The 25,508-nt window shown below is 65.6% G+C and carries 24 protein-coding genes; 15 read left to right on the top strand and 9 right to left on the bottom strand.

Translation table 11 applies throughout. The features are described from left to right. Positions 1-13: 13 nt before the first annotated feature. Genes SCLO_RS03735 through SCLO_RS03710 form a run of 6 tightly spaced genes read left to right on the top strand, consistent with a single transcriptional unit; the run spans position 14 to position 7,030 of the window. Positions 14-925, top strand: a complete 912-nt coding sequence (locus SCLO_RS03735; RefSeq protein ID WP_066515928.1) for an SDR family NAD(P)-dependent oxidoreductase — start codon at positions 14-16, stop codon at positions 923-925. Positions 926-937: 12 nt separating this feature from the next. Then, positions 938-2,113: an acyl-CoA dehydrogenase family protein gene (locus SCLO_RS03730; RefSeq protein ID WP_231923340.1), complete on the top strand. Its 1,176-nt coding sequence runs from the start codon at positions 938-940 to the stop codon at positions 2,111-2,113. Between the two features lie 11 nt (positions 2,114-2,124). Then, a complete protein-coding gene (locus SCLO_RS03725; RefSeq protein ID WP_066515922.1) occupies positions 2,125-3,321 on the top strand; it encodes a CoA transferase in 1,197 nt (398 codons plus the stop codon). A 15-nt stretch (positions 3,322-3,336) separates the two neighbouring features. Then, a complete protein-coding gene (locus tag SCLO_RS03720; protein ID WP_066515918.1) occupies positions 3,337-4,566 on the top strand; it encodes an acetyl-CoA C-acetyltransferase in 1,230 nt (409 codons plus the stop codon). 2 nt (positions 4,567-4,568) lie between these two features. After that, complete coding sequence (locus SCLO_RS03715) at positions 4,569-6,176, top strand: acyl-CoA dehydrogenase family protein (protein ID WP_066515915.1); 1,608 nt, start codon at positions 4,569-4,571, stop codon at positions 6,174-6,176. Then, the gene (locus SCLO_RS03710) at positions 6,176-7,030 is read left to right on the top strand and encodes an FAS1-like dehydratase domain-containing protein (protein WP_066515913.1); all 855 of its coding nucleotides are present in this window, start codon (positions 6,176-6,178) and stop codon (positions 7,028-7,030) included. Before SCLO_RS03715 ends, SCLO_RS03710 begins: the two co-directional genes overlap by 1 nt. 28 nt (positions 7,031-7,058) lie before the next feature. Here the strand turns inward: SCLO_RS03710 and SCLO_RS03705 are convergent, their stop codons facing one another. Then, complete coding sequence (locus SCLO_RS03705; protein WP_066515910.1) at positions 7,059-7,955, bottom strand: DMT family transporter; 897 nt, start codon at positions 7,953-7,955, stop codon at positions 7,059-7,061. A 131-nt stretch (positions 7,956-8,086) separates the two neighbouring features. On the opposite strand from SCLO_RS03705, the gene SCLO_RS03700 reads away from it, so the two are divergent. The 4 genes from SCLO_RS03700 (at position 8,087) to SCLO_RS03685 (ending at position 11,547) form a co-directional block, all read left to right on the top strand. After that, positions 8,087-8,476 carry a c-type cytochrome gene (locus SCLO_RS03700; RefSeq protein WP_066515908.1) on the top strand — a complete coding sequence of 130 codons (390 nt, stop codon included), beginning with the start codon at positions 8,087-8,089 and terminating at the stop codon, positions 8,474-8,476. A gap of 150 nt (positions 8,477-8,626) precedes the next feature. Continuing rightward, positions 8,627-9,880, top strand: a complete 1,254-nt coding sequence (locus SCLO_RS03695; RefSeq protein ID WP_066515907.1) for a CaiB/BaiF CoA transferase family protein — start codon at positions 8,627-8,629, stop codon at positions 9,878-9,880. Further along, positions 9,877-10,659 carry an SDR family NAD(P)-dependent oxidoreductase gene (locus tag SCLO_RS03690; protein WP_066515906.1) on the top strand — a complete coding sequence of 261 codons (783 nt, stop codon included), beginning with the start codon at positions 9,877-9,879 and terminating at the stop codon, positions 10,657-10,659. Before SCLO_RS03695 ends, SCLO_RS03690 begins: the two co-directional genes overlap by 4 nt. 12 nt (positions 10,660-10,671) lie before the next feature. Then, complete coding sequence (locus tag SCLO_RS03685; RefSeq protein WP_066515899.1) at positions 10,672-11,547, top strand: enoyl-CoA hydratase; 876 nt, start codon at positions 10,672-10,674, stop codon at positions 11,545-11,547. Positions 11,548-11,564: 17 nt separating this feature from the next. Here the strand turns inward: SCLO_RS03685 and SCLO_RS03680 are convergent, their stop codons facing one another. From SCLO_RS03680 to SCLO_RS03645, 8 genes are all read right to left on the bottom strand, one after another. Beyond that, on the bottom strand, positions 11,565-12,065 hold the full coding sequence (locus SCLO_RS03680) for a carboxymuconolactone decarboxylase family protein (protein ID WP_066515897.1): 501 nt from the start codon (positions 12,063-12,065) through the stop codon (positions 11,565-11,567). Between the two features lie 4 nt (positions 12,066-12,069). Further along, entirely contained in the window at positions 12,070-13,242 is a 1,173-nt protein-coding gene (locus SCLO_RS03675) for an acetyl-CoA C-acetyltransferase (RefSeq protein WP_066515886.1), read from the bottom strand. 72 nt (positions 13,243-13,314) lie between these two features. Then, entirely contained in the window at positions 13,315-13,893 is a 579-nt protein-coding gene (gene cofC / locus SCLO_RS03670; protein WP_066515885.1) for a 2-phospho-L-lactate guanylyltransferase, read from the bottom strand. A gap of 6 nt (positions 13,894-13,899) precedes the next feature. Next, entirely contained in the window at positions 13,900-14,829 is a 930-nt protein-coding gene (gene cofD, locus SCLO_RS03665) for a 2-phospho-L-lactate transferase (RefSeq protein WP_066515883.1), read from the bottom strand. Continuing rightward, complete coding sequence (gene cofE / locus SCLO_RS03660; RefSeq protein ID WP_066515880.1) at positions 14,826-15,602, bottom strand: coenzyme F420-0:L-glutamate ligase; 777 nt, start codon at positions 15,600-15,602, stop codon at positions 14,826-14,828. Before cofE ends, cofD begins: the two co-directional genes overlap by 4 nt. A 10-nt stretch (positions 15,603-15,612) precedes the next feature. Next, complete coding sequence (npdG, locus tag SCLO_RS03655) at positions 15,613-16,278, bottom strand: NADPH-dependent F420 reductase (protein ID WP_066515878.1); 666 nt, start codon at positions 16,276-16,278, stop codon at positions 15,613-15,615. Then, positions 16,193-18,667 carry a 5-amino-6-(D-ribitylamino)uracil--L-tyrosine 4-hydroxyphenyl transferase CofH gene (gene cofH / locus SCLO_RS03650; protein WP_083949029.1) on the bottom strand — a complete coding sequence of 825 codons (2,475 nt, stop codon included), beginning with the start codon at positions 18,665-18,667 and terminating at the stop codon, positions 16,193-16,195. The genes npdG and cofH overlap by 86 nt, the downstream gene beginning before the upstream one ends. A 37-nt stretch (positions 18,668-18,704) precedes the next feature. Beyond that, positions 18,705-19,424 (bottom strand): TetR/AcrR family transcriptional regulator, encoded by a 720-nt coding sequence (locus tag SCLO_RS03645; protein ID WP_066515876.1) that lies wholly within the window; start codon positions 19,422-19,424, stop codon positions 18,705-18,707. A gap of 95 nt (positions 19,425-19,519) precedes the next feature. Here SCLO_RS03645 and SCLO_RS03640 point away from each other — a divergent pair, with 95 nt between their 5' ends. Genes SCLO_RS03640 through SCLO_RS03620 form a run of 5 tightly spaced genes read left to right on the top strand, consistent with a single transcriptional unit; the run spans position 19,520 to position 25,506 of the window. Further along, a complete protein-coding gene (locus SCLO_RS03640; protein WP_066515874.1) occupies positions 19,520-20,542 on the top strand; it encodes a phosphotransferase family protein in 1,023 nt (340 codons plus the stop codon). Between the two features lie 21 nt (positions 20,543-20,563). Next, on the top strand, positions 20,564-21,304 hold the full coding sequence (locus tag SCLO_RS03635) for an SDR family NAD(P)-dependent oxidoreductase (protein ID WP_066515870.1): 741 nt from the start codon (positions 20,564-20,566) through the stop codon (positions 21,302-21,304). Between the two features lie 37 nt (positions 21,305-21,341). Then, positions 21,342-22,568: an acyl-CoA dehydrogenase family protein gene (locus SCLO_RS03630; protein WP_066515869.1), complete on the top strand. Its 1,227-nt coding sequence runs from the start codon at positions 21,342-21,344 to the stop codon at positions 22,566-22,568. A 26-nt stretch (positions 22,569-22,594) separates the two neighbouring features. Further along, positions 22,595-23,938, top strand: coding sequence for an MFS transporter (locus SCLO_RS03625; protein WP_066515866.1), 1,344 nt, complete (start codon positions 22,595-22,597; stop codon positions 23,936-23,938). 32 nt (positions 23,939-23,970) lie between these two features. Further along, entirely contained in the window at positions 23,971-25,506 is a 1,536-nt protein-coding gene (locus SCLO_RS03620) for an AMP-binding protein (protein WP_066515862.1), read from the top strand. Positions 25,507-25,508: the final 2 nt, after the last annotated feature.

The following is a 25,508-nucleotide window of genomic DNA, read 5'->3' as shown; positions in this document are numbered from 1 at the left end:
AGCGAGCGGACTCATGATTCTGGAAGGCAAGGTCGTCGCCATCACCGGCGCCGGGCGCGGCATTGGCCGCGAGCTCGCACTGCATTGCGCGCGTCAGGGCGCCGCGGTCGTCGTCAACGATCCGGGCGTGGCCCAGGCAGGCGAAGGCGGGGATGCGGGCCCGGCGGAAACCACCGTCAACGACATCGTTGCGGCGGGCGGCAAGGCCTATGCCAATCTGGGCAACGTCGCCGATCCGGCGGGCGCGACCAGCATCATCGAGGATGCCGTGCAGCGTTTCGGCCGCATCGACGCGGTGGTGAACAATGCGGGCATCCTGCGCGACACCATCTGGCACAAGATGAGCTATGAGGACTGGAAGAGCGTCATCGATGTCAACCTGACCGGCGTCTTCAACGTGTCCAAGGCCGCGACGCCCTATTTCCGCGATCAGCAGTCGGGCAGCTTCATCCACTTCACCTCGACCAGCGGCCTGATCGGCAATGTGGGTCAGGCAAATTATTCGGCAGCCAAGCTGGGCGTGGTCGCGCTGTCGCAGTCGATCGCGCTCGACATGGCGCGCGCGGGCGTCCGCTCCAACTGCATCGCGCCCTTCGCGTGGAGCCGCATGACATCCTCCATTCCCGCGGAAACGGAGGACCAGAAGCGTCGGGTCGAACGCCTCCAGTCGATGAGCGCGGACAAGATCGCGCCGCTGGTGGCCTATCTGGCGTCCGATCTGTCGAAGGACGTGAGCAACCAGATATTCAGCGTCCGCCGCAACGAGATCCTGCTGTTCGGCAAGCCGCGCCCGGTCCGGTCGATGGCGAAGAGCGAAGGCTGGACGCCCGAAGCCATCGCGGAAGAACTGATCCCGGCTTTCCGTCCTTCCTTCGCGCGCGCCGACGAAGTGTCGGCCGACGTCTTCCCCTACGACCCGATCTGAGGAACGCGCATCATGACCACGTCCCATCCCGGCATGGATGCCGAGACGTTCGAACAGTTTCTCGAACAGCTCAATCGCTATGTTCGCGAGCGGCTGATCCCCGCCGAGCGCGAGATCATCGAGAATGACGAAATCCCCGAGGAGATCGTGCAGGAAATGCGCGACATGGGCCTGTTCGGCCTCACCATGCCGGAGGAGTTCGGCGGCGCGGGCATGAACGTCAGCCAATATGCGCGCACGATCCATGCGATCAGCTATGCGATGCCCGCCTTCCGGTCGATCGTCTCGATCAACATCGGCATGTTCTGTTCGGCGCTCAAGAATGGCGGCACGGCGGCGCAGAAGGCGGAATGGCTGCCGCGCGTGGCCGCCGGTGAAATCGCCGCCTTCGGCCTGACCGAACCGGGCGCGGGATCGGATTCCGCTGGCATGCAGACGACGGCGGTCAAGACCGACGATGGCTGGGTACTGAACGGCACGAAGCGCTACATCACCAATGCCCCCTACGCGAAGGTCGCGCTGATCATGGCGCGCACCAGCAAGGAGAACCTGCCCAAGAACGCCCATGTCTCGGCCTTCATCGTGCTGATGGACACTCCCGGCGTTTCGGTCGGCAAGTCCGACAAGAAGATGGGCCAGGCGGGCAGCACCATCGCGGACATCATCCTGGAAGACGTGCATGTGCCCGACGACGCCCTGCTGGGCGGCGAGACCGGCAAGGGCTTCGTCTATGCGATGAAGAGCCTCGACAATGGCCGCATCTCGGTCGGATCGGCGGCGACCGGCTATGCCCGCCGCGCGCTGGATTCCGCCGTTCGTTATGCGACCGAGCGCAAGGCCTTCGGCGAGCCGATCGCCAATTTCCAGCTCATCCAGCAGATGCTGGCGCAGAGCGAGATCGACATCTATGCCGCCGAATGCATGTTGGAGGACGTGACGCGCCGCGCCGACGCGGGCGAGAATGTCCTGCGCAAGGCGGCTGCGTTCAAGGTGTTCGCTTCGGAAATGTGCGGCCGCGTGGTCGACGCCTGCGTGCAGGTCTATGGCGGCGCGGGCTATCTGGCCGAATATGACGCCGAGCGTTTCTTCCGCGATGCGCGCATCTATCGCATCTACGAAGGCACGACGCAGATCCTGCAACTCCAGATCGCGAAGCATATGCTGCGCGAGTTCCACGCGAACGCATAAGGGCGGCCACCATGTACGACCTGCTTTCCGGTCTGTCGGTTCTGGAGGCTTCCTCCTTCGTCGCCTCCCCCAGCGCGGGCCTTTATTGCGCGCAACTGGGGGCGGAGGTGATCCGCGTCGATCAGGTCGGGGGCGGGCCGGACTTTCATCGCTGGCCGGTGACGAAGAACAACGACTCGCTTTACTGGGAGAATCTCAACCGGGCGAAGAAGTCGGTCGCGCTGGACCTGTCCAGGCCGGAAGGGCGGGAATTGTTGCAGCAGATGGTGCGGGCGACCGGCCAGCTCATCACCAACTTTCCGGCCAAGGGCTTCATGGCGCATGAAGTGCTGGCCGAAGGGCGGCCCGATCTGGTCACGGTGCGTGTCATGGGGTGGGCCGACGGCTCGCCCGCGCTGGATTATACGGTCAACAATGCGGTCGGCTATCCGATGCTGACCGGGCCGGGGCCGGAGCCGGTGAACCATGTCCTTCCTGCATGGGATCTGCTATCGGGGGCCTATGCAGCCTTCGCGCTGCTCGCCGCCTTGCGCCGCCGCGCGGAGACGGGCGCGGGCAGCGAGGTTCGCATCCCCCTGTCCGACGTCGCGATCGGAACGGTCGCCAATGTCGGCGGCATCGCCGAAGTCCTCTATGAAGGCGCCAACCGGCCACGCCTGGGCAACGCCATCTATGGCCTTTTCGGGCGCGATTTCGTGACGGCGGACGGCGTGCGCACCATGCTGGCGGTGGTGACGCCGCGCCAGTGGAGCAACCTGCTCGCCGCGCTTGGCATCGCCGATGAGGTGGCCGCGCTGGAGGCGAAGCTCGGCGTCTCCTTCGCCCGGGATGACGGCATCCGCTTCACGCATCGCGAAGCCCTGTTCCCGATCGTCGAGAAAGCCGTGGGCGCGCGCAGCCATGCCGATCTGGCGGCGGCTTTCGATGCGGGCGGGGTCGTGCATTCCGCTTACAGGACGATGCTGGATGCCGCGAACGACCCGGAGCTGGTGAAGAACAACCCCATTTTCGGCGCGACCGACAATCCCAGCGGTTTTTCCTATCCCGCGGCGGGCGCGTTCGCGACCGTGCCGCAACTGGAACGGCAGGCGCCGCGTCCGGCGCCCCGCAACGGCCAGCACAGCGAAGAGGTGCTGGCTTCCCTTCTTTCGCTTTCATCGGGCGAGATCGCCCGCCTGATCGACGCCGGCATCGTCGGCAATGCCTGACCGGAGGATCATTCCATGACGTTGAGACGCGCCGCCATCGTGGCCCCCATTCGCACCGCTGTCGGCAAGTTCGGCGGCAGCCTCGCCAGCCTGGACGCCGGGAAGCTCGGTGCGGTCGTGCTCAAGGCCCTGATCGAGCGCACGAAGATCGACCCGACGCGCGTCGACGACGTGGTCTTCTCGCAGGGCTATGGCAATGGCGAAGCGCCGTGCATCGGGCATTGGTCCTGGCTGGCCGCCGGGCTGCCGATCGAGGTGCCGGGCTATCAGCTCGACCGCCGTTGCGGGTCGGGGCTTCAGGCCATCGTCAACGCCGCGATGATGATCCAGACCGGCATGTCCGATGTCGTGGTCGCGGGCGGCGTCGAAAGCATGTCGAATGTCGAATATTACACGACCGAAGGCCGTCGCGGAACGCGCGGCGGCGGCATGATGCTGCACGACCGCCTGACGCGCGGCCGTGTCATGTCGCAGCCGGTCGAACGCTTCGGCGTCATCACCGGCATGATCGAAACGGCCGAAAACCTCGCCAGGGATTATCATATCAGCCGCGAAGCCTGCGACGCCTTCGCGGTCAAGTCGCACCGGAAGGCCGCCGCCGCGTGGAAGAACGGCCTGTTCGACGATGAACTGGTCCCCGTTGCCGTGCCCCAGCGCAAGGGCGATCCGGTGATCTTCGCCCATGACGAAGGCTATCGCCCGGACGCCAGCATGGAAACGCTGGGCGCGCTCAAGGCCATAGAGGCGAAGACCATCCCCGGCGCGGTCGTGACGGCGGGCAACGCCAGCCAGCAGAATGACGCGGCGGCCGCCTGCCTGGTCGTGGCGGAGGACAAGCTGGAGGAACTGGGCCTGGAACCCATCGCCTGGTTCCATAGCTGGGCGGCGGCGGGCTGCGATCCCAGCCGCATGGGCATCGGCCCCGTCCCGGCGGTGGAGCGCCTGTTCGCGCGCAGCGGCCTTGGCTGGAACGACATCGATCTGGTGGAACTCAACGAAGCCTTCGCGCCGCAAGCCCTCGCCTGCCTCAAGGGCTGGGGCTGGAGCGAGGACGACAGCCGCAACGACATACTGAACGTCAACGGTTCGGGCATTTCGCTGGGCCATCCCATCGGCGCCACGGGCGGGCGCATCCTTGCCAACCTGACGCGCGAACTGGTTCGCCGCGATGGGCGCTATGGCCTTGAAACCATGTGCATCGGCGGCGGTCAGGGCATCGCGGCCATCTTCGAACGGGCCGCCTGACCATGACGACCACCATTGACGACCTGAAGCCCTGCCTGGAAGCCGCGCAATCCTTCCGCTCCGTGGCGCAGGCGGCCCTGACGGAGCGGCTGGCCACGCGACGGATCGACGAAGACCAGCGCGCGGCCCATGGCTTCGCCTGGATCGCGACCAGCGTCGCCGCCCTGGAAGCGACGCTGGAATGGGCGCAGGCCAATAATGGCGCGAACCCGCTCGACAATAGGGTGGCGCGCATCGCCTTTGCCGAAACCATCGGTCAGTTGGCGGGCGGCCTGCCCATGGGTCAGAATGAACTGCTCCGTCCTTCCGACCTGGGCATCGGCGCGGCGGGCCGTTCGTTGGAAGACGCCTGCGAAGCCCTGTTGAACGAGGATCAGGCCCCGACCCGCGCGGCGCTGGCGCAAGCGCTGGCGCAGGGGCATTGGCCGACCGAGAGTTTCCATGACGCGGAGCTGGACTCCATCCGCGACCAGTTCCGCCGCTTCACCGATGCGGAGATCATTCCCAACGCCCATGCGTGGCATCTGGCGAACGACCTGATCCCCGACGAGACGGTGCAGCACATGGCCGATCTCGGCACGTTCGGCGTCTGCATCCCGGAGGAGTTTGGCGGGCTGGGCCTCAACAAGCTGGTCATGTGCCTTGTGACCGAAGAGCTTTCGCGCGGATGGATCGGCGCGGGGTCGCTCGGCACCCGGTCGGAAATCGCGGGCGAACTGATCGTGCTGGGCGGCACGGACGAGCAGAAAACGCACTGGCTGCCGAAGATCGCGAGCGGCGAAGTGCTGCCGACCGCGGTGTTCACCGAACCGGATACCGGGTCCGACCTCGGTTCGCTGCAAACGCGGGCGCGGCGGGACGCCAATGGTGAATGGGTGATCGACGGGGCGAAAAACTGGATCACCCATGCGGCGCGGTCGGACCTCATGACGCTGCTGGCCCGGACCTTGCCGAATGAGAAGGCCTATGGCGGCCTTTCCATGCTGCTCGTGCCCAAGCCGCGTGGGACGGAGGACGCCCCCTTCCCCGCCGAAGGCATGTCGGGCAGCGAGATCGAGGTGCTCGGCTATCGGGGAATGCGCGAATATGCGTTGCAGTTCGACGGGATGCGCGCGCCCGCCGATGCCCTGCTGGGCGGCGAGGAAGGCCAGGGCTTCAAGCAGCTTATGCGCACGTTCGAGGGCGCGCGCATCCAGACGGCGGCGCGGGCCGTCGGCGTGGCGCGGCGCGGGCTGGAACTCGGCCTCGACTATGCGATCAACCGCAAGCAGTTCGGCAAGGCGATCCTCCATTTCCCCCGCGTGTCGGACAAGATTGCGGCCAGCCTCGTGGATTTCGTCACCGCCCGCGAACTGAGCTATGCCGCCGCGCGCGCCAAGGATTCGGGCAAGCGTTGCGACATCGAGGCGGGCATGGCGAAGCTGCTGGGCGCGCGCGCCGCATGGTCGAACGCGGACGCCAGCCTCCAGATCCATGGCGGCAACGGCTATGCGCTGGAATATGAGATCAGCCGCGTGCTGTGCGACGCCCGCATCCTCAACATCTTCGAGGGCGCGGCGGAAATCCAGGCGCAGGTGATCGCGAAGGGCCTGATCGGGGGCCGCAACTGATGAGCGAATGGCAGGACTGGATCGGCCGCGAGGAAAAGCGGACCGACCGCGTCGACGAAGGGCTGTTCACGCGCTGGCTCGCCACGCTGGATCGGGCCGCGCCTGCGGACGGCGCGGTGCCACAGGCGTTCCACTGGTGTCTTTGCACGCCGGACGCGCCCACCGCGAAGCTGGGGCCGGACGGGCATCCGCTGCGCGACGACGACAGCCCGGCCGGCTTCCTGCCGCCGGTTCCCCTCCCCCGCCGCATGTGGGCGTCGAGCAAGGTCGAGTTCCTTGCGCCCCTGCGTCCCGGCCAGAGCGTCTCGCGCACGTCCCGGATCGCGTCCGTGGCGGAAAAGCAGGGCGGATCGGGCAGGCTGGTCTTCGTGGACGTGGCGCATGAAACCCATGGCGACGGCGTTCCGTGCGTAAGGGAAGTGCAGTCCATCGTCTATCGCGAGGCCCCCCCCGCCGGAACGCCCGCCGCGCCGCCGCCTCCGGGCGAGGGGCGCTTCGACCCGACGGGATGGGACGCGCACCGGGTGCTGACGCCTTCGGAACCGCTCCTGTTCCGCTATTCCGCGCTGACCTTCAACAGCCACCGCATCCATTATGACGCGCCCTATGCGCGGGATGAGGAAGGCTATCGCGGGCTGGTGGTGCATGGGCCGCTGACGGCCACGCTGCTGCTCGATCTGGCGCAGCGGCATTTCGGGGACAATGCGCTCAAGCGCTTCGCGTTCCGGGGCATGTCGCCCGCGGTGGCGGGGGAGGCGCTGAACCTCGTCCTGCGCGGCGGCGGCGAGGCGGTCGGGATCGGCGCCTTCGCCGGGGACGGCAGGCAGGTGATGTCGGCGACGGCGGCGGTCTGATCCGCGGTGGAGGCCCGTTCCGGCCTCTTCATGGGGCCAGCTTGCGATCGGGAGAGAGGGCGATGATGGCGACGCCGATCAGGGCCAATGTCCCGCCCGCGATCATGATGGGGGTGATGGGCGTCGAAAAATAGAGCGACGCGAAGATCGTGGACATGACGGGCGAGGCAAGGATCAACGGCATGATCGAGGAAATGGGATAGCGTTGCAGCAGCCAGGCCAGAGCCCCCTGCCCGATCACCGTTGCGCCGACGCAGCTGAAGACGAACCATCCGATCGGGGCCGCGCCGACATGGGCCAGCCCCGCAATGGCGGGCCGCTCGAACATCAGCGCGAAAGGCGCGAGCGTCACGGCGCCCATGAGCCCGTTCCATGCCTGCCCGTTCATCACGCTGACGCCGGTCAGGCGGCGCTGCACCAGCGTCCCTCCGCCCCAGACAAGGGCGGCGAGCGCCATCACCAGCACGGCGGGCACCTCCCTCCATATATGGGGATCGAACACCAGCGCCGCGACGCCCGCAAAGGCCAGCAACACGCCGGCCAGCTTGCGGAGGCTCAGCTTCTCCCCCAGCAGCAGCGCGCCGAGAAGGAGGGAGAAGGGAACGCTGAGCTGCCCGGCGATGGCGAGCGCCCCCACATTGGTCGCCATGGCCATCGCGACGTTCATCAGCAGCAGGAACAGGCCACCATTCAAGATCCCGTACAGCGCGAGGCTTTTGACCTTGCCCGGCGTCGGGCGCAAGGCGAAGCCGCACAGCAGGAAAACCACGCCCATCCGCAACGACACCGCCAGCAGGGGCGCGGTGGCGTCGACCACCACCTTGATGGCGATGACGTTGAGGGCGAACATGACATTGACCAGCAAGGCCAGCATGAGCGCGCCTGCGCCAAGGCGGATCTGCCCGGTTGCGGCCTTGTCCTTCATCGAGAATCTTTCCTGTTGTCGCCGGCGGCGAGAGGGGTTGACGGCCTTCAACCTTTGTTCAGATTGGCGGCCTTATGGCCATTCATGCATAAGGGTATAATTTTGAGCCTGTAGGGAAGAAAAGAGGAAATATGAAGCCGATTGCGCCATTCATGGGGATCGTGGCGTTCGCCGCCGCAGCCCTTACCGCCGCGCCCGCCATGGCCCAGGGCGGGGACGCCGCCAAGGGCAAGCTGGTGTTCCTCCGCTGCGCGGTCTGCCATTCGGTCGAGCCTGGCGTGAAGAAGATCGGGCCGTCGCTGGCGGGCCTTTTCGGGCGCACGTCCGGGACGGTCCCCGGCTTCGTCTATTCCCCGGCCATGCAGAAGGCGAAGATCCGCTGGGACGCGAAGACGCTGGACGGCTTCTTCGCCAGGCCGTCCGCGCTGGTGCCGGGCAACAAGATGGTCTTTGCCGGCATCCCCAATGCCGCCGACCGCGCCAATCTGATCGCCTATCTCGCGGCGGCCACGAAAAAATAGACTGAAAAGTATCCCATGGTGCAATAATTATTGTACTTCGCTCCGCTGCCCGTTATCTGTATCCCCGTATTATCGGAACAGGCGACAGGAAGCGGAGCGGATGCGACATTCTCCCCATGCGATATTCAGGCTGTCTGACAGGCGGGCCGGATGAGCGGGCGCGCTTTGGAGGGGGTGAAGGTCCTCGACCTTTCCCGCGTCCTGGCCGGGCCATGGTCGACGCAGATTCTGGCGGATTTCGGCGCGGACGTCATCAAGATCGAACTGCCCGGACAGGGCGACGACACCCGCGCATGGGGGCCGCCCTATCTGACCGATGAAGCGGGCGAGCCGGAGATCGGCACCAGCGCCTATTATCTGTCCTGCAACCGCAACAAGCGATCCGCCGCCATCAACCTGGCGACGCCGCAGGGCGCGGAACTGATCCGCAAGCTGGCGGCGGAAGCGGACATATTGGTCGAGAATTTCAAGGTCGGGGGCCTCCGCAAATATGGCCTCGACTATGAAAGCCTGCGCGCGATCAATCCGCGCCTCGTCTATTGCTCGATCACGGGATTCGGCCAGAACGGCCCCTATGCCGATCGCGGCGGCTATGATTTCGTCGCGCAGGGCATGGGCGGTTTCATGAGCATCACCGGCGAGGAAGGCGGCGGTCCCCTGCGTGCGGGCGTCGCCATGGCGGACCTTTCCACCGGCATGTATGCGACGGTTTCGATCCTGACGGCGCTCCGCCATGCCGAGCGCACGGGCGAAGGGCAGCGGATCGACGTGTCGCTGCTCGATACGCAGATCGCGATGCTGGCCAATCAGGGAATGAACTGGCTGGTCGGAGGCATCGTGCCAGGCCGCCTCGGCAACCGGCATCCGACCGTGGTGCCTTACAAGACATTCGACGTCGCGGACGGCGTCATGATCATCGCGGTCGGCAATGACCGCCAGTTCCGCGCCCTGTGCGACGAGATGGGGCGGCCCGAACTGGGCACCGATCCGCGCTTCGCCACCAGCGCCGCGCGCCTCGCCAACCGGGACGAGATCGAAGCGGCCGTGCAGGACATGGTGCGTCCGTTCAAGCGCGACGAACTGATGGAACGCTTCGTGGCGCGCGGCGTGCCCGCCGGTCCCGTCAACAGCATCAAGGACGTGTTCGAAGACCCGTTCATCGAAGCGCGCAACACCGTGCATCGTTTCCGCCGCGAGGAGGATGGCGTCGAGATCCCGACCGTCGCCTATCCCGGCAAGCTGTCGGCGACGCCCGCCGACTATCGCTATCACCCGCCGCATGTCGGCGAACATACCCGCGACATATTGGGGCAATGGCTCGGCCTCGACGACGGCGCGCTCGACGCGCTGACGGCGGAAGGCGCCATCGCCCAGCGTCGCAAGAAGGAAAGGACCGACGCATGAAACTGAACGAGAATGTGGCCGCCGTGGTGACGGGCGGAGCCTCCGGACTGGGCGAGGCCACGGCGCGGGCGCTGGCCGCCAGGGGCGTGAAGGTCGCGCTGTTCGACTTCAACGAGGAAGCGGGGAACAAGGTCGCGGCGGAGATCGGCGGCACCTTCTGCAAGGTCGACGTGACGGACGAGGCATCGGTCGACGCCGGTTTCGAAAAGGCCCGCGCCGTCCATGGGCAGGAACGGATCATCGTCAATTGCGCGGGCACCGGCAATGCGGTCAAGACGGCCAGCCGCGACAAGGCGACGGGCGAGACCAGGCATTTCCCGCTCGACGCGTTCGAGCGGATCATCCAGATCAACCTGATCGGCACCTTCCGCTGCTGCGCCAAGTCGGCCAGGGGAATGCTGGATCTGGAGCCGCTGGAGGATGGCGCGCGCGGCGTCATCATCAACACGGCGAGCGCGGCGGCCGAGGATGGGCAGATCGGCCAGTGCGCCTATGCCGCGTCCAAGGGCGGCGTGGTCAGCCTGACGCTGCCGATGGCGCGCGACCTGATGAATGACGGCATCCGGGTGAACACGATCCTGCCGGGCATTTTCGATACGCCGCTGATGGCGCGGGCATCCGACACGGTGCGCCAGTCGCTGGCCGCGACGGTGCCCTTCCCCAAGCGTTTCGGCCAGCCCGCCGAGTTCGCGGCGATGGCCGTGGCGATGATCGAGAATGACTATTGGAATGGCGAGGATGTCCGTCTCGACGGCGCCATCCGCATGGCTCCGCGCTGAGGAGGAGAGACGATGACCGATAACGCAGCACAGGATCAGCCGGAATTCGTGACCTACAAGGTCGAGGATGGCGTGGCATGGGTGATGCTCAACCGCCCGCAATATTCCAATGCCCAGAATTACCGGCTGCTGGCGCAGCTCGACGCTTCGTTCAAGCGGGCGGTCGAGGATGACGAGGTGAAGGTCATCGTGCTGGGCGGCGAAGGCAAGCATTTCTCCGCGGGGCACGACATCGGCACCCCCGAAAAGGACAGCGACATGGCCCGCGAGCGCACGACGCTCTGGTGGGATCATCGCAACAAGGGCGGCGCGGAACGGCAATATGTGCTGGAACAGGACGGCTATCTGGGCCTGTGCCGCCGCTGGCAGGATATTCCCAAGCCGATGATCGCCATGGTGCAGGGCGCCTGCATCGCGGGCGGGCTGATGCTGGCATGGGTGTGCGACCTGATCGTCGCGTCGGACGATGCCTTCTTCCAGGACCCGGTGCTGCGGATGGCGCAGCCGGGGGTGGAATATTTCGCCCATGCGTTCGAGCTGCCGCCGCGCGTGGCGCGCGAACTGCTGCTGCTGGGGCGGCGGATGCCGGCGCAGCGAGCCTATCAGTTCGGCATGGTGAACGAGATTTTCCCGCGCGAGACGCTGCGTGAGGAAGTGGCGAAGATCGCCGCCGAGATCGCCGAGCGCGACCGTTTTGGACTGGCGCTCACCAAGCAGGCGTTCAATTTCGTGGAAGACCTGCGCGGCAAGCGGCAGGCGATGGACGGCGTGTTCCACATGCACCATCTGGCCCATGCGCATAACCAGTTGATGACGGGGAACCTCGTCGGCGGGCTGGACGCGAAGGCCATGGCGTCAGCGAACAAGAAGCAGGCCGGGCAAGGTTAAAAGGCTGTTCGGCGCGCCTAATTCTCCTGCCCTGCCGGGATGCGGATCGGGCAGGAGACGCTGATGTCCATCACGGCGTTCAGGCGGCCAAGGCCCAGCCATTTGGCGCAATGGGCGGCAAGCTCCACCAGTTCATCCGCGCTGAAATGGCTGTTCAAATCCGCCCAGAAAGCATCGTCGAAGGCCGAGGGACCAACGGCGAAGCGTTCCGCGAAGCCGATGGCAAGCGCCTCACGCGGCTTATAGTCCCCGCGCCGGGCCGGGTCATCGACATGGGCGTAGAAATCTTCGTCCAAACCCAGATTTTCGCCATCTTCCACCCGCGTTTCCGAGCAGGGGATGCAGCCGTTGATATGCGCGATGCGGATGCGGGCCGCCTCGCGAACGCGCACCGGCAGCCGCGCTTCATCCTGCAACGCTTCGCCGAAGGCGCGCGCGGCCTCGCCCAGTGTGGGGCGCAGCGACCACATGCGTTGGCCTTCCTCCCCCTCGCCTTCCGGCAAAGCGATGCGCGCCATGGCCTTACAGCCTCTCGACAATGGTGACGTTTGCCATGCCGCCCGCCTCGCACATGGTCTGAAGGCCATAGCGCCCCCCGCGATCATGGAGCGCGCTCACCAGCGTCGCCATCAGCTTCGCGCCCGATCCGCCCAGCGGATGACCCAGCGCAATCGCGCCGCCATGGACGTTCAGCCGGGCCGGATCGGCATCCAGCGCCTGAGTCCATGCCAGCGGGACGGGAGCGAAGGCTTCGTTCACTTCGTAGAGGTCGATGTCGGACAGCTTCATGCTCGCCTTGTCCAGGGCCTTTTGCGTCGCCGGGATGGGGGCTTCCAGCATGATGACCGGATCATGGCCTAGCACCGTCATCTGATGCACGCGGGCCAGCGGCGTGAGGCCCAGCGTCTTGAGGCCGCGCTCGTTGACGACCAGCAGCGCCGCCGCGCCGTCGCAAATCTGGCTGGCGTTGGCGGCCGAGATGACGCCGCCCTCCTGCAACAGCTTCACGCTGGAGATTTTTTCGAGGCTGGCGTCGAAGCGGATGCCTTCGTCGGTCTTGTGGACGATCGTTTCGCCTTCGGGCGTCACGACCTCCAGCGGGACGATTTCCGCGTCGAACTTGCCCGCCTGCGACGCGGCGGCGGCGCGGCGGTGGCTTTCCAGCGCGAAGGCGTCCAGTTCAGGCCGCTCGAAACCATATTTCTCCGCCAGCATTTCCGCGCCGCCGAACTGGCTGAACGGCTTGCCGGGATAGCGCGCTTCGATGCCGGGGCTGCGATAGGTGCCGAAGCCGTGCTGCGCGGGCAAGGTCCAGGGCAGGCCCATGGGAACGCGGGTCATGCTTTCCACGCCCGCGGCGATGACGACATCCATGATGCCCGACATGACCGTGGCGGCGGCGAAGTGCAGCGCCTGCTGCGACGATCCGCACTGGCGGTCCACATGGGTGCCGGGGACGGATTCGGGCAAGCCCGACGCCAGCACGGCGTTGCGGGCGATGTTCGCGCCCTGCTCGCCGCCCGGACAGGCACAGCCCATGATGACATCCTCCACCGCCTGCGGATCGATCCCGCTGCGTTCGACCAGCGCGGACAGGACTTTCCCGGCCAGATCGGCGGGATGAACGCCCGCCAGCCTGCCACCGCGCCTGCCGCCCGCGCTCCGCGCCAGAGCGGCGATATATGCCTCCGCCATCCACTTGCCTCCAATACTATACCATAATGCAATTTTTGGCTATCATGGCGGGAGGGATTTTGTCTAACCCTTTTATGACTCGTTATGGAGAAAAGGCAGGTCCTCCGGCCGATCCACATCGAACGCTAGGCCGGGGCGCTCGATCAAGGTCCAGCGCAATCCCGCCTTTTCCGCTTCCGCCTGATGCAAGGCGCGGCTGTCCGGACCGAAGCGAGTCCGGATCATGCCGGAGCGGGCGAGGAAAAGCGCATTGGTGCCGGTTTTCGCGCGGTCCGTTGCAATGCCCAAGTCCGTCGTTGCGCCAAGGGTCAACATGACGGCGATGTCCTGCATGGCAAGGAAGGGTAGGTCCGAACTCAGCAACAGGACGGGGCCATTGGCCAGCTCCATCGCCTGCTCCAGCGCTTCATTCTGACCCTGCCCCTGTTCGACCATGGCCTGCGCGCCTGCCTCGCGCGCCATGCCGAGCGCCTGCTCGCACCGGCTGACGACGATCACGTCCGCATCCAGCGCCCGGTCCGTCGCCAGCGTCAGGACATGACGGAAGAAAGCACGGCTGAGCATTTCCCGCTCCTCCGGCGTCAGGACGGGAGCGAGGCGGGCCTTGGCCTGGTCGAACGGCTTGACCGGAATGACGATGGCGGCAGTCATGAAAGGTCAGGTCAGGCTGCGCGCGAAGTCCAGCACTTCCCCGCCCAGACGCTGCTGATCGGCGGGATCGCGCATCAATATGTCCGTCGCGAAAAGGGCGGGCCGCTCGCCGGGTATCGCGGCTGCGTCGGCGGTGTCGATCACCAGTCCGTCGATCAGGCCGTCATAATGGGCGGCTACGGCGGATGGCGTCGGCGCGATGCCCAGTTCGGCCATGATCTTGGCCGCCGGTCCCTTGACCGCCTGGCCGGAGATGAAGGGCGAGAGCGCGACGCAAGGCACGGTCCTTCCCGCGAGACGCTCGCGGATGCCGGGAATCGCCAGGATCGGGGCGATGGACAGCAGCGGGTTGGAGGGGCAGAGGATGATGGCCTCCAGCGCGGGATCGTCCAATGCGGCCAGCAGCCCCGCGCTGGGTTTCGCTGTCTCCGCGCCTTCGAAATGGATCGAAAGAAAGCGTGGCACGCATTTATAGCGCACGAAATAATCCTGAAAGCTGAGGTCGCCCCGGTCCGTCGAGACGATGGAGCGGACGGGATCGTCGCTCATCGGCACGATCCTTTGCACGATGCCGAGGCGGCGGCGGATGTCGTCCGTGGCGGTGGAAAGGCTGCCCTGCTGAAATAATTGTCGCCGCAGGATGTGCGTCGCCAGATCGCGGTCGCCGAGGCGAAACCATGTTTCCCCACCGAGCCGTGCTGTGGCGTCCATGAAGGTCCAGCTTTCGCCCGCCACGCCCCAGCCCAGTTCCGTATTGTTCATGCCCGCCAGCGCATAGGTGACGCTGTCGAGGTCGGGGCAGATGAGCAGCCCCATATGCTCGAAATCGTCACCGGTGTTGACCGCCACGGTCAGCGTTCCCGGCGGCAGGATCGCGGCAAGCCCATTGGCGAGCTTTGCGCCGCCCACGCCGCCTGCCAACGCGAGGACGCTCATGGAAAAAGGTCCATTTCGGGTTCGCGGATGAGATCGGCGGCGCGGCCTTCGGAGCGTCCGCGTCCGATGCCGCGGACCAGCACCACGGGGCGCCCTTCATCGGCCTGCCCCATGACGAGGGAAGCGGCCGCCGCCACTTCGTCGGCAAGGCCGAGTTCGCTGGTCTGAAGCTGGCGCCCGTGCAGGTCCGGCGCGCCGCGCAGGTCCAGCAAGCCCGCCATGCCGCTGACGCCGATAGCGATGCCGCAGGTTCCCTTGCGCCATGCCCGGCCGAGACTGTCGATGATGAGGATGGCGACGTCCCTGCCCGTCCGACGCGCGATTTCCTGCCGGATGGCCGCGCAACTGGCGTCGGGATCGAGTGGGAGCAGGAGAGCGACGCCTTCCCCTTCCTGCGCGATGTTCGACTGGTCGATGCCCGCATTGGCCAGCACCAGCCCCAGCCGGTGCCGGACGATCAACACGCCCTTGCGGACACGCATCACCTTGTCGGTTTCAGACAGGATGAGTTCGACGAGGCGCGGGTCCTTGTCGCAACGTTCGGCGAGGTCCACCGCTTCGGCGGACGGCGTGACCCGCGCCAGAGGCACGACCCGCCCTTCCGCCTTCGACACGATCTTCTGCGCGAGGACGAGGATGTCGCCGTCCCGCAGGGCTTCGCCCGACCGCTCCACCGCGTCGAGGATGATCGCGGCCAGATCGTCGCCCAGCCCGATCATGGGAATGCCGCCCAGGGCAAGCAGCGTGGCCGTGGCCGATGCGGCGGCAGTCATGATGGAATAGTCAAACCCCCGTGATGCGGATGCCCGAACCGGGCACCTTGTAACGACGATTGAGAGCGATCAGCACGGAGGTCAACCCCTCCGCCACCACGGAATTGCAAAGCGGCCCGGCATACCAAGCGCGCAGGCCGATTTCCTGCGCCAGCGCGACCACCGTGTCGCCCGCTTCGACATCGTCCGCGCAGACGAGGACGTCGCATTCGATCTCCGCGTCCAGATGGGTGAGGTGATGGGCGCTGATGTTCTGGAAGGCGGAGACGACCTTCACGCCTTCGCCGAGCAGCTTCTGCACCGCTTCGACGGCCGATCCGCCATCGGGAAGCTGGACCCGGCTGACCTTGGGCGGGACCAGTGGGACGGTCACGTCGATCAGGATCTTGCCCGCCAGCGCGCCTTCGACTTCCTTCACCGTCGATTGCTGCGCGGCATAGGGCACGGCGAGGACGACAATGTCCGCCTGCGCCGCCGCGTCGGGATTGGCCGCGCCGGTGACGTTGTTCGTGCCCAGCGTCGCGTTCATTTCCGCCGCAGCTTCCTGCGCGCGCTCGGCGGTGCGGCTGCCGATGATGACACGGTGCCCCTTATGCGCCCAGCGCAGGGCGAGCCCGCCGCCTTCCTTGCCGGTGCCGCCCAGAACGGCGATGGTCGCCGAAGCCGCATTCTGCATATTCAAACCTCTCCAGTTTCTTCGGGTCCGTGTCCCGCCGATGCTTGCGCGGCGGGGTCTGGACCATGGGTGCGAGTTCGGCGGCAGTCATGCCGCGATCGTGAATGTCCTGGGCAACCTGGCCGTAAGCGGTGCTGCGCTGGCGCGGAGTGCGGCCGATGGAGCGGATCAGCGCCTCCATGGCGGCGGGCGGCATTTCCTGCCCGTGCTGCGTGCCCGCCGCGCGAGAGATGCTCTCGTTCATCAGCGTGCCGCCCAGATCGTTGGCGCCGGATTGGAGGCAGGCTTTCACGCCTTCCTCGCCCAACTTCACCCAGCTTGTCTGGATGGAACGGATATGCGGATGCAGCGCCAGCCGCGCGACGGCATGCATCAGGCGCACCTCGCGGAAGGTGGGGCCGCGCCGCGCCCGCCCGCGCAGGGCCATGGGCGATTCCATATGGACGAAGGGCAGCGGCACGAACTCCGTGAAGCCGCTAGTGCGCCGCTGGAGATCGCGGATGCGGATCAGGTGGCGCGCCCAATGGCGGGGCGTGTCGACATGGCCGAACATGATCGTCGCGGTGGTGGTGAAGCCGACCCGATGCGCGGTTTCCACCACGTCCAGCCATTGCTGCGTGTTGAGCTTGTCGGGGCAGATCAGGTCGCGCACTTCATCGTCGAGTATTTCGGCGGCCGTGCCGGGCAGCGTGTCCAGCCCTGCTTCCTTCAGGCAGCGCAGATAATCCTCAACCGGGATGCCGAGCGTCACCGCGCCCTGCATCACCTCCAGCGGGGAGAAGGCGTGGATGTGCATCTGCGGCACGGCGGCCCGCACGGCGCGGGCGAGATTGATGTAGGTGTCGCCTGTATAGTGGGGGTGGATGCCGCCTTGCAGGCAGACTTCCGTGCCTCCCCGGTCCCACGCCTCGCGTACGCGGCGGATGACTTCCTCCAGATCGAGGTCATAGGGTTTGCCGCGCAGGGCTTCGGCCTTGTCGCCCTTGGAAAATGCGCAGAAGCCGCATTTATAGGCGCAGATATTGGTGTAGTTGATGTTCCGGTTGACCACATAGGTGATCGTGTCGCCCATCACCGCTTCGCGCAGGCGGTCGGCGCTGTCGCAGACATGCTCCAGATCGGCTTCCCGTGCTTCGAAGAGGGTTGTGACCTCCTCCTCTTCCAACAGTGCGCCTTCCATGGCGCGGTCCACGATGGCGGCGATCTTTGGATCGACCGGCAGGGTGGACGGGCGCGATATCCGCGCATCCAGCGCGATGCCGGGCGACCATGCATCCTCGCGGGCGAAGCCGGAGGCGTCGGCATGGGCCATGACATGCCCCTTCATGGCGGCGTCCTGCCAGCGGTCATTATCCAACGCCCAGGCGGGATAGACCGGCAGGCGCGCAACCAGCATCCGTCCTTTGGCTTCGGTCGCCATCCGCAGCCGTTCGACTTCGGGCCATGGCGCTTCGGGGTTCACATGGTCGGGCGTAACGGGGGAGACGCCGCCCCAATCGTTGATCCCCGCCGCCATCAGGCGGGGGAAGTCCGCCGCCGACAGATTGGGGGGAGCCTGAATATTCATTTGCGGCCCCAGGATGATGCGCGCCGCCGCGATGGTCCAGAGCAGTTCGTCCATGTCCGGTTCCGGCGCGTCGGCCATCACCGTGCGCGGCTTGGCGCGGAAATTCTGGACGATCACTTCCTGGATATGGCCGTAGGTCCGGTGCAGATCGCGGATCGCTTCCAGCGCCTCAATCCGTTCCTCGCGCGTTTCGCCGATGCCGATCAAAATGCCGGTGGTGAAGGGAATCCGAAGCTCTCCCGCCAGCCGGATCGTTTCCAGCCGCGCCGCCGGTTCTTTGTCGGGCGAGCGGTAATGCGCCCCACCTTTCTGGCAAAGCCGGTCGGAGATCGACTCCAGCATCAATCCTTGCGACACGGAGACGGAACGAAGCGCCGCCATCTCCTCGCGGTTCATGACACCGGCGTTGATATGGGGAAGGAGGCCGGTTTCGTCGCGCACCAGCGCGGCCATCTCCGCCAGATAGGACAGAGTGCTTTCGTGCCCCAGCGCCGCCAGTTCCTCCCGCGCGGCGCGGAACCGCAGTTCCGGCTTGTCGCCAAGGGTGAAGAGCGCCTCCGTGCAGCCCGCCGCCTGCCCCGCGCGCGCGACATTCAATACCTGCTCGCGGGTCATATAGGCATTCTCGCCCGGCCGGGGCGGCTGGGAGAAGGTGCAATAATGGCAGAGGTTGCGGCAAAGCTGCGTCAACGGGATGAATATCTTGCGCGACCAGCTCTGCACCCGCCCATGCCCTTCATCCCGCAACGCGGCAGCGCGCGCCATGAGATCGTCCAGCGGCATGTCGCGCAGCATGGCCATATATCCGTCCGTCCCCGTCATTGCCCTGCTCCACTCCCCGTTTCTTATGTTCTGCGATCTAACCGACCGGACCGGAAACTTGTGGCACAAGCTCGCCGCGCTTGCCTATCCCTTTTAGGAGGGAGGGTGGTAAATCGACGGGCGCTTCCAGCAGCGCGACGAGTGTTTGCAGGAAATGTTCGACGCTGGCTTCGCTGCCCCACATGGGATGTTCGCGGCTATGATCCGTCAGCGCCCGCTGCCGCGCTGACAGCACCGCCGAGATATAAGCGCCCATAAACACGAAACGCTGGTTCTGGAGGGCAGGCGTCAGATCGGGCATCAATCGCCGCAAATGGTCGAGACCCCGGCCATAGGCGCTGTTGGCCGCAGGATCGAGCGCATCCAGCATCATGTCGCGGTGCGTCATCGCGAAGATGACGATGAAGGGGACATAATGTTCGTCAGACAGGGCAAGCACCGGCTCGATCAGCGCGTCCACCACCTCGCGAATCGAGCGGGGGCCGCCTTCGCTCTCCAGCCGGTCGAGCGCGGCATTGCGGTCCCGGTCCAGCGCCATGGCTCCATCCATGACGATGGCGCGGACCAGTGCTTCCTTCGACCCGAAATGATAGCCGACCGCGCCATGATTCTTCTGGCCCGCCGCCGCCGCGATTTCCCGCACGGTTACGCCGTCCACGCCCCGTTCCGCGAAAAGGCGCAGGGCGACTTTCTTGATGTGTTCGGCGGCCGCGCCACGCGGGGCGTCATCGGTCTTGGCGAGTTGAAGTCTAACCATGTGTGCAAAATCTCATTGCAATCGCTTTTCGTCAAGTGCATTATCCATTTGACCTAATCGACGGCTCAACAGTCGAAAAAGCGAGGGATGCCTAAGTGGAATCAGCAGTCGACATCGAGTCGCTGGCGGCGTGGATGACGGATCGGGGACTTGGTTCCGGTCCGGTTGCCGATGTCACGCCGCTGGCTGGAGGAACGCAGAATATCCTGCTGCGCTTCACCCGCGATGGCCGTGACTATGTGTTCCGCCGCCCGCCCGCTCATCTGCGCGCAAACAGCAATGAAACCATGCGGCGCGAAGCGCGGGTGTTGCGCGCCCTGGCGGGGACGGACGTGCCCCACCCCGCCCTGATCGCCGATTGCGGGGATGAGAGCGTGTTGGGTGTCGCCTTCTATCTGATGGAGCCGGTGGACGGCTTCAATCCGGTGGGAGAGCTACCGCAGCCTCATGCCGGGTCGGCGGCGATGCGCCATGCCATGGGCCTTGCCCTGATGGACGGGATCGCGGCACTGGGCGCTCTGGATCATGAGGCGTTGGGCCTCGCCGATTTCGGCAGGCCGGACAATTTCCTGGGGCGGCAGGTCGACCGCTGGCGCGGGCAGATGGCTGGCTATGCCGAGTTCGACGGCTGGCCCGGCCCGGATGCCCTGCCTTCGGTGGAAGCCGTGGGCGCATGGCTGGAGCGGCATCGGCCCGCTCATTTCAAACCGGGGATCATGCATGGCGACTATCACCTCGCCAATGTCATGTACCGCAAGGACGGGCCGGAACTGGCCGCCATCATCGACTGGGAACTGGCGACGATCGGCGATCCGCTGCTGGACCTTGGCTGGGTGCTGGCGACATGGCCGGACGGCAAGTCGGGAAGCACGGTTTCGGTGAGGCCGTGGGAAGGTTTCCCCAGCGCGGATGAACTGGTGGCACGCTACGCTGGCCGGTCGGAGCGCGATCTGTCGGCGGTGGACTGGTATCATGTGCTGGCCTGCTACAAACTCGGCATCCTGCTGGAAGGCACTTACGCCCGCGCCTGCGCCGGAAAAGCGCCGCGCGACACTGGCGAGAAACTGCACGGCCGCGCCGTTCACCTGTTCGAACGCGCAGAAACCCTGATCCGCTGACATGCAGAGAGGATACTCCCTTTGAGCCACGAACTGGATTTCACCGGAAAGACCGTGCTGGTGGTCGGCGGATCGAGCGGCATCGGCAACGGCATGGCGCAAGCCTTCCACCAGCGGGGTGCGCAGGTCCATGTCTGGGGCACCCGCGCCAGCGGCGCCGACTATGCCGGCGAGGAAGGCTCCGACATGGAGGGGCTGGGCTATACGCAGGTCGATGTGAGCGATCCCGCCGCCATCGCCGCCGCGCCCGCGCCGTTCGGGCAACTGGACGTGCTGATCCATTCGCAGGGCGCGGTGCTCTATCGCCGGCAGGAGTTCGAGCCGGAGGGCTGGAGCAAGGTGATGGCCGTCAATCTCGACAGCGTGCTCCACATCTCCAACCGTTTCCGCGAGGCGCTGGCCGCCGCGAAGGGCGCGGTGATCGTCGTCAGCTCCATCGGCGCGTTCAAGGCGACCTTCGGCAATCCCGCCTATGCCGCGTCCAAGGCGGGCGCAGTCAACCTGGTCCGGGCGCTGGCGATCGCATGGGCAGGCGAAGGCATCCGCGTCAACGGCATCGCGCCCAGCCTGGTCGACACCAAGATGACCAAGGTCACGATGGACAGTGACGAACGGCGTGCCCGCGCCCTTTCCCGCATCCCGCTGGGCCGCTTCGGATCGGTCGAGGAAATGGCGGGGGTGGCGCTTTTCCTCGCCTCTTCCCTCTCCGCCTATATTTGCGGGCAAACGCTGGTCGTCGATGGCGGCCTGACGCTGACCTGACTTTCCTTTCCGCCATTTCCACAAGGACGATCCCCTCATGGACTTCGAATATTCCGACAAGGTGAAGGCGCTGCGGGCGCAATTCAATGATTTCATGGACGCCCATGTCTATCCGACAGAGAAGGAGCGCGATCATTTCCACAATGATCCCGCGAACCTCTGGAAGCGTTGGCCGGGCACCGAAGAGATCAAGACGAAAGCCAAGGAAGCGGGCCTGTGGAACCTGTTCATGCCGCATGAATATGGCGAATGGAGCCCCGGCCTCACCAATCTGGAATATGCGCCGCTCGCCGAACTGATGGGGCGCGTGATCGGCGCTTCGGAATATTTCAACTGCTCCGCGCCGGACACCGGCAATATGGAGGTGCTGGCGCGCTACGGCACGCCGGAGCAGCAGGAGCAATGGCTAAGGCCCCTGCTCGACGGCAAGATCCGTTCCTCTTATGTGATGACGGAGCCGGAGGTCGCATCTTCCGACGCGACGAACATCGAAACGACCGTCATCGCGGATGGTGACGATTATGTCGTCAATGGCCGCAAATGGTGGATTTCGGGCGCGCTCGACCCCAACACGAAAATCTTCATCCTGCTGGGGAGAACGCCCAATGACGGGCCTCGCCACAGGCAGCATTCGCAAATCCTGATCCCCGCCGACACGCCGGGGATAGAGATCGTCCGTCCGCTTGACGTCATGCATTCGGTCCATTCGCCCGGCGGCCATGCGGAAATGGTCTTCAAGGACGTGCGCGTGCCCAAGGCCAATCTGATCCTCGGCGAAGGGCGCGGTTTCGAGATCGCGCAAGGACGCCTTGGGCCGGGCCGCATCCATCATTGCATGCGCCTGATCGGACAGGCGCAGCGGTCGCTGGAATATATGGCCCGCCGCGTGGAGAACCGCGTCGCCTTCGGACGCAAGCTCGCCGATCAGGGTAGCATCCGGCAGGACATTGCCCTTTCCTTCTGCGAGATCGAGCAAGCCCGGCTGTTGACGCTGAAGGCCGCCGACGCCATGGACCGCCATGGCAACAAGGTCGCCAAGGATTTGATCGCCGCCATCAAGATCGTCGCGCCGCGTATGACGCAGACGGTTGCCGACCGTGCGATGCAGGTGTTCGGCGGTATCGGCATGTCCACCGACTTCCCGCCTGCCGGAGCCTTCATGAACGCGCGCTATCTGCGCTTTGCCGACGGTCCGGATGAAGTGCATCTGGCCCAGCTCGGCAAGCTCAAGATCGCGGAGCTGAACGAACTGCCGGTGCGCTAAGGGCTAAGCTGCGAGAGGATGAGGGCATGACCGCACAGGTTCAGACCATGGACGATCCCGCCGCCGCCCGGCTGGGCACGGCTTGGTGGATGGTCGCGGTCCTGTTCGGCCTCTACGTGCTGGCGTGGATCGACCGGCTGATCGTCGCCATGCTGGTCACGCTGATCAAGCAGGACCTGCTGCTGTCGGACGTGGAGATCAGCATGATCACGTCCACGTCCTTCGCGATCTTCTATGCGGTGTTCGGCCTGCCGCTCGGCTGGGCGGCGGACCGTTTTTCGCGGCGCTGGATCATCTTCGGCGGCGTGGTGATCTGGGCGATGGCGACCACCGCCTGCGGCTTTGCCCGAACCTATGAGCAGTTGCTGGTGGGCCGCATCTTCGTGGGCGTGGGCGAAGCGGCCCTGCTGCCCGCCGCCTATTCGCTGATCTCCGACGCTTTCCCCTCCCGCCTGCTGACGCGGGCCACCTCCACCTTCCAGATGGCGGGCAAGGTCGGGTCGGCGATGGCTTTTGCGCTGGGCGGGGTCGCCATCGCCTTCGCCACGGCGCATACCGGGATTCACATTCCCTTCCATGGTCCGGTCGAACCCTGGCAGCTCGTCATGATGATGGTCGGCGTTCCGGGCATCCTCATCGCGCTGCTGCTCTTCACCTTTCCCGATCCGGGACGGCGGCGCGGGGCGGGAGCATCCTCCTCCCCCACGGCGCAAAAGGGTGAAATCCGCGCCTTCGTGTCGGATAACTGGCAGTTGCTGGCGCTGATGCTGGTGGGCACGTCCTGCCTTGCCATGTGCGGCTATTCCATGACCAACTGGGTGCCCGCCTATATCGAGCGGCATTTCGGCTGGAAGCCTGTGCAATATGGCGTGGCGCTCAGCCTGATGAACATCGTGTCGGCGGTGTCGCTGGTCATCAACGGATGGATCGTCGACCGGCTGTTCATGCGGGGCATGAAGGATGCGCATCTGCGCTTCTATGGCTGGCTGATCCTCGCTTTCCTGCCGGTCGTCGCCTATATGTTCTTTGCGACCGACGTTTACGTGTTCCTTGCCTGCTATTGCGTGGCGCAGTTCATCACCGTGCCGTTCATGGTCTATGTGTCGTCGGTCATGGGGCTGATCGCGCCCGCGACGATCCGGGCGCGGATGCTCGCCTTCTTCCTGTTCGTTTTCACGATCCTGGGTTTGGGCGCGGGTCCGGCCATCGTCGCCGCGCTGACGCAATATCTGTTCCATGACGAAGGGGCGCTGGGCCACTCGCTTGCCATCGTCGTGACGGTCTGCTCGGTCGTCGCCCTCCTCTCCTTCCGCATGGCGCTGCGCTACCTCGCGCCCGCCATCGCCGCGCGAGCCACCATTCATGGCTGAGCCGCGCGCCCCTCTTTCAGAAAGGATTGCCCATGTCCCTGACCATCGGTGGCGTCGATCCCGCGCGCCGGAGCGACTTCGCGCTGATCGACGAGCGCGTGACCTATAACTGGAACCAGCTTGACGAACTGCTGAACCGGGCCGCCAATGCGCTCAATTCGCTCGATCTGACGGAACGGCGCGTGGCCGTGTTCGCGCCCAACAGCGCCGAGACGGTGATCGCCTATGTCGCCTGTCTGGAAGCGGGCATATCGAGCGTCCCGGTGAGTTTCCACCTCACGCCTTCGGAAGCCGCCTATATCCTCAAGGATTCGGGCGCGGTCGCCCTGTTCGTCGGGCCGGAGACAATGGAGGCGGGCTTGGCCGCTGCCGCCGAAGCGGGCGTCGGGACGGTGATCGGCTGGCGCTGCCCGGAGCGGGAGGGCGTGATCGCGTGGGAAAGCTGGATCGCGGCGGCTTCGGCCGACGAGCCGGATCATGACGTCCCGCCCTTGCCACATTTGCACTATACGTCCGGCACCACGGGCCGCCCCAAGGCCACCGAAACACCGCCGCAATATTTCCCCCGCCTGCCAACCGTGAAGGCTCTGGCAGAAGCGGTCCGGGCTCGGATCACCCCTTCGCCGGGGATCGCGGTCGGCCCGCTTTATCATACCGGCCCGCTCGGCATGGCGCGCAACGTCTTTGGCGGCATGAGCCTTATCACGGTCGAGCATTTCGATGCTGAGCAAGCTCTCGCCCTGATCGAGAAATATAAGGTAGCCGGGTCCGTCATGGTGCCCACCCATTTCCAGCGGATGCTCGCCTTGCCGGAGGACATCCGCCGCAAATATGACGTGTCCAGCATCCAGCGGCTCGCGCATACGGGCGCGGCCTGCCCGCGTGCCGTCAAGCAGGCCATGATCGACTGGTTCGGCCCGGTTCTGGTGGAAGCCTATGGCGGGACGGAGGCGGGATCGACCACCTTCATCACGTCGCAGGAATGGCTGGAACGGCCGGGTTCCGTGGGCAAGGCGCTGCCGCCGTTCGAGACGGTGATCTATGGCGAGAACGGGCAAGTGCTTGGCCCCAATGAGGTCGGGCAGGTCTATTTCCGTGACACGAGCGGCCATGGCATCGTCTATCGCGGCGACCCGGAAAAGACCGCCGCCGTCCATATCGCGCCGGGCGTCTTCACGCTGGGCGAGATGGGTTATGTGGATGATGAGGGCTATCTCTTCATCACCGATCGCGTGTCCGACATGATTGTGAGCGGCGGGGTCAACATCTATCCCGCCGAAGCCGAGCATGTGCTGCTGCGCCATCCCAAGGTCGCGGACGTCGCCGTGGTCGGCGCGCCCAATGCGGAAATGGGCGAGGAAGCGCGGGCGCTCGTCATTCCCAAGGACCCGAACGACCCGCCCACAGCGGAGGAACTCAACGCCTTCTGCCGGGAATCCCTCGCCGGGTACAAATGCCCACGCGGCTATGAGATGGTGGACGATATCGGCCGCACCATTATGGGGAAGGTCAACAAGAAGGCGCTGCGCCAGCGTTTCTGGCCATCCGACCGGACCATCGGGGGCTAGGC

This window comes from Sphingobium cloacae, from assembly GCF_002355855.1.
GTDB classification, from domain to species: Bacteria; Pseudomonadota; Alphaproteobacteria; order Sphingomonadales; family Sphingomonadaceae; genus Sphingobium; species Sphingobium cloacae.
The sequence above is the reverse complement of the archived record's forward strand: the minus strand, read 5'-3'. Positions and strand labels throughout refer to the sequence as shown.

Excerpts from the sequence above, each read along its gene's own strand:
- SCLO_RS03735 (WP_066515928.1), top strand. The coding sequence starts at position 14 with ATGATTCTGGAAGGCAAGGTCGTCGCCATCACCGGCGCCGGGCGCGGC.
- SCLO_RS03730 (WP_231923340.1), top strand. The coding sequence starts at position 938 with ATGACCACGTCCCATCCCGGCATGGATGCCGAGACGTTCGAACAGTTT.
- SCLO_RS03725 (WP_066515922.1), top strand. The coding sequence starts at position 2,125 with ATGTACGACCTGCTTTCCGGTCTGTCGGTTCTGGAGGCTTCCTCCTTC.
- SCLO_RS03720 (WP_066515918.1), top strand. The coding sequence starts at position 3,337 with ATGACGTTGAGACGCGCCGCCATCGTGGCCCCCATTCGCACCGCTGTC.
- SCLO_RS03715 (WP_066515915.1), top strand. The coding sequence starts at position 4,569 with ATGACGACCACCATTGACGACCTGAAGCCCTGCCTGGAAGCCGCGCAA.
- SCLO_RS03710 (WP_066515913.1), top strand. The coding sequence starts at position 6,176 with ATGAGCGAATGGCAGGACTGGATCGGCCGCGAGGAAAAGCGGACCGAC.
- SCLO_RS03705 (WP_066515910.1), bottom strand. The coding sequence starts at position 7,955 with ATGAAGGACAAGGCCGCAACCGGGCAGATCCGCCTTGGCGCAGGCGCG.
- SCLO_RS03700 (WP_066515908.1), top strand. The coding sequence starts at position 8,087 with ATGAAGCCGATTGCGCCATTCATGGGGATCGTGGCGTTCGCCGCCGCA.
- SCLO_RS03695 (WP_066515907.1), top strand. The coding sequence starts at position 8,627 with ATGAGCGGGCGCGCTTTGGAGGGGGTGAAGGTCCTCGACCTTTCCCGC.
- SCLO_RS03690 (WP_066515906.1), top strand. The coding sequence starts at position 9,877 with ATGAAACTGAACGAGAATGTGGCCGCCGTGGTGACGGGCGGAGCCTCC.
- SCLO_RS03685 (WP_066515899.1), top strand. The coding sequence starts at position 10,672 with ATGACCGATAACGCAGCACAGGATCAGCCGGAATTCGTGACCTACAAG.
- SCLO_RS03680 (WP_066515897.1), bottom strand. The coding sequence starts at position 12,065 with ATGGCGCGCATCGCTTTGCCGGAAGGCGAGGGGGAGGAAGGCCAACGC.
- SCLO_RS03675 (WP_066515886.1), bottom strand. The coding sequence starts at position 13,242 with ATGGCGGAGGCATATATCGCCGCTCTGGCGCGGAGCGCGGGCGGCAGG.
- cofC (WP_066515885.1), bottom strand. The coding sequence starts at position 13,893 with ATGACTGCCGCCATCGTCATTCCGGTCAAGCCGTTCGACCAGGCCAAG.
- cofD (WP_066515883.1), bottom strand. The coding sequence starts at position 14,829 with ATGAGCGTCCTCGCGTTGGCAGGCGGCGTGGGCGGCGCAAAGCTCGCC.
- cofE (WP_066515880.1), bottom strand. The coding sequence starts at position 15,602 with ATGACTGCCGCCGCATCGGCCACGGCCACGCTGCTTGCCCTGGGCGGC.
- npdG (WP_066515878.1), bottom strand. The coding sequence starts at position 16,278 with ATGCAGAATGCGGCTTCGGCGACCATCGCCGTTCTGGGCGGCACCGGC.
- cofH (WP_083949029.1), bottom strand. The coding sequence starts at position 18,667 with ATGACGGGGACGGACGGATATATGGCCATGCTGCGCGACATGCCGCTG.
- SCLO_RS03645 (WP_066515876.1), bottom strand. The coding sequence starts at position 19,424 with ATGGTTAGACTTCAACTCGCCAAGACCGATGACGCCCCGCGTGGCGCG.
- SCLO_RS03630 (WP_066515869.1), top strand. The coding sequence starts at position 21,342 with ATGGACTTCGAATATTCCGACAAGGTGAAGGCGCTGCGGGCGCAATTC.
- SCLO_RS03625 (WP_066515866.1), top strand. The coding sequence starts at position 22,595 with ATGACCGCACAGGTTCAGACCATGGACGATCCCGCCGCCGCCCGGCTG.
- SCLO_RS03620 (WP_066515862.1), top strand. The coding sequence starts at position 23,971 with ATGTCCCTGACCATCGGTGGCGTCGATCCCGCGCGCCGGAGCGACTTC.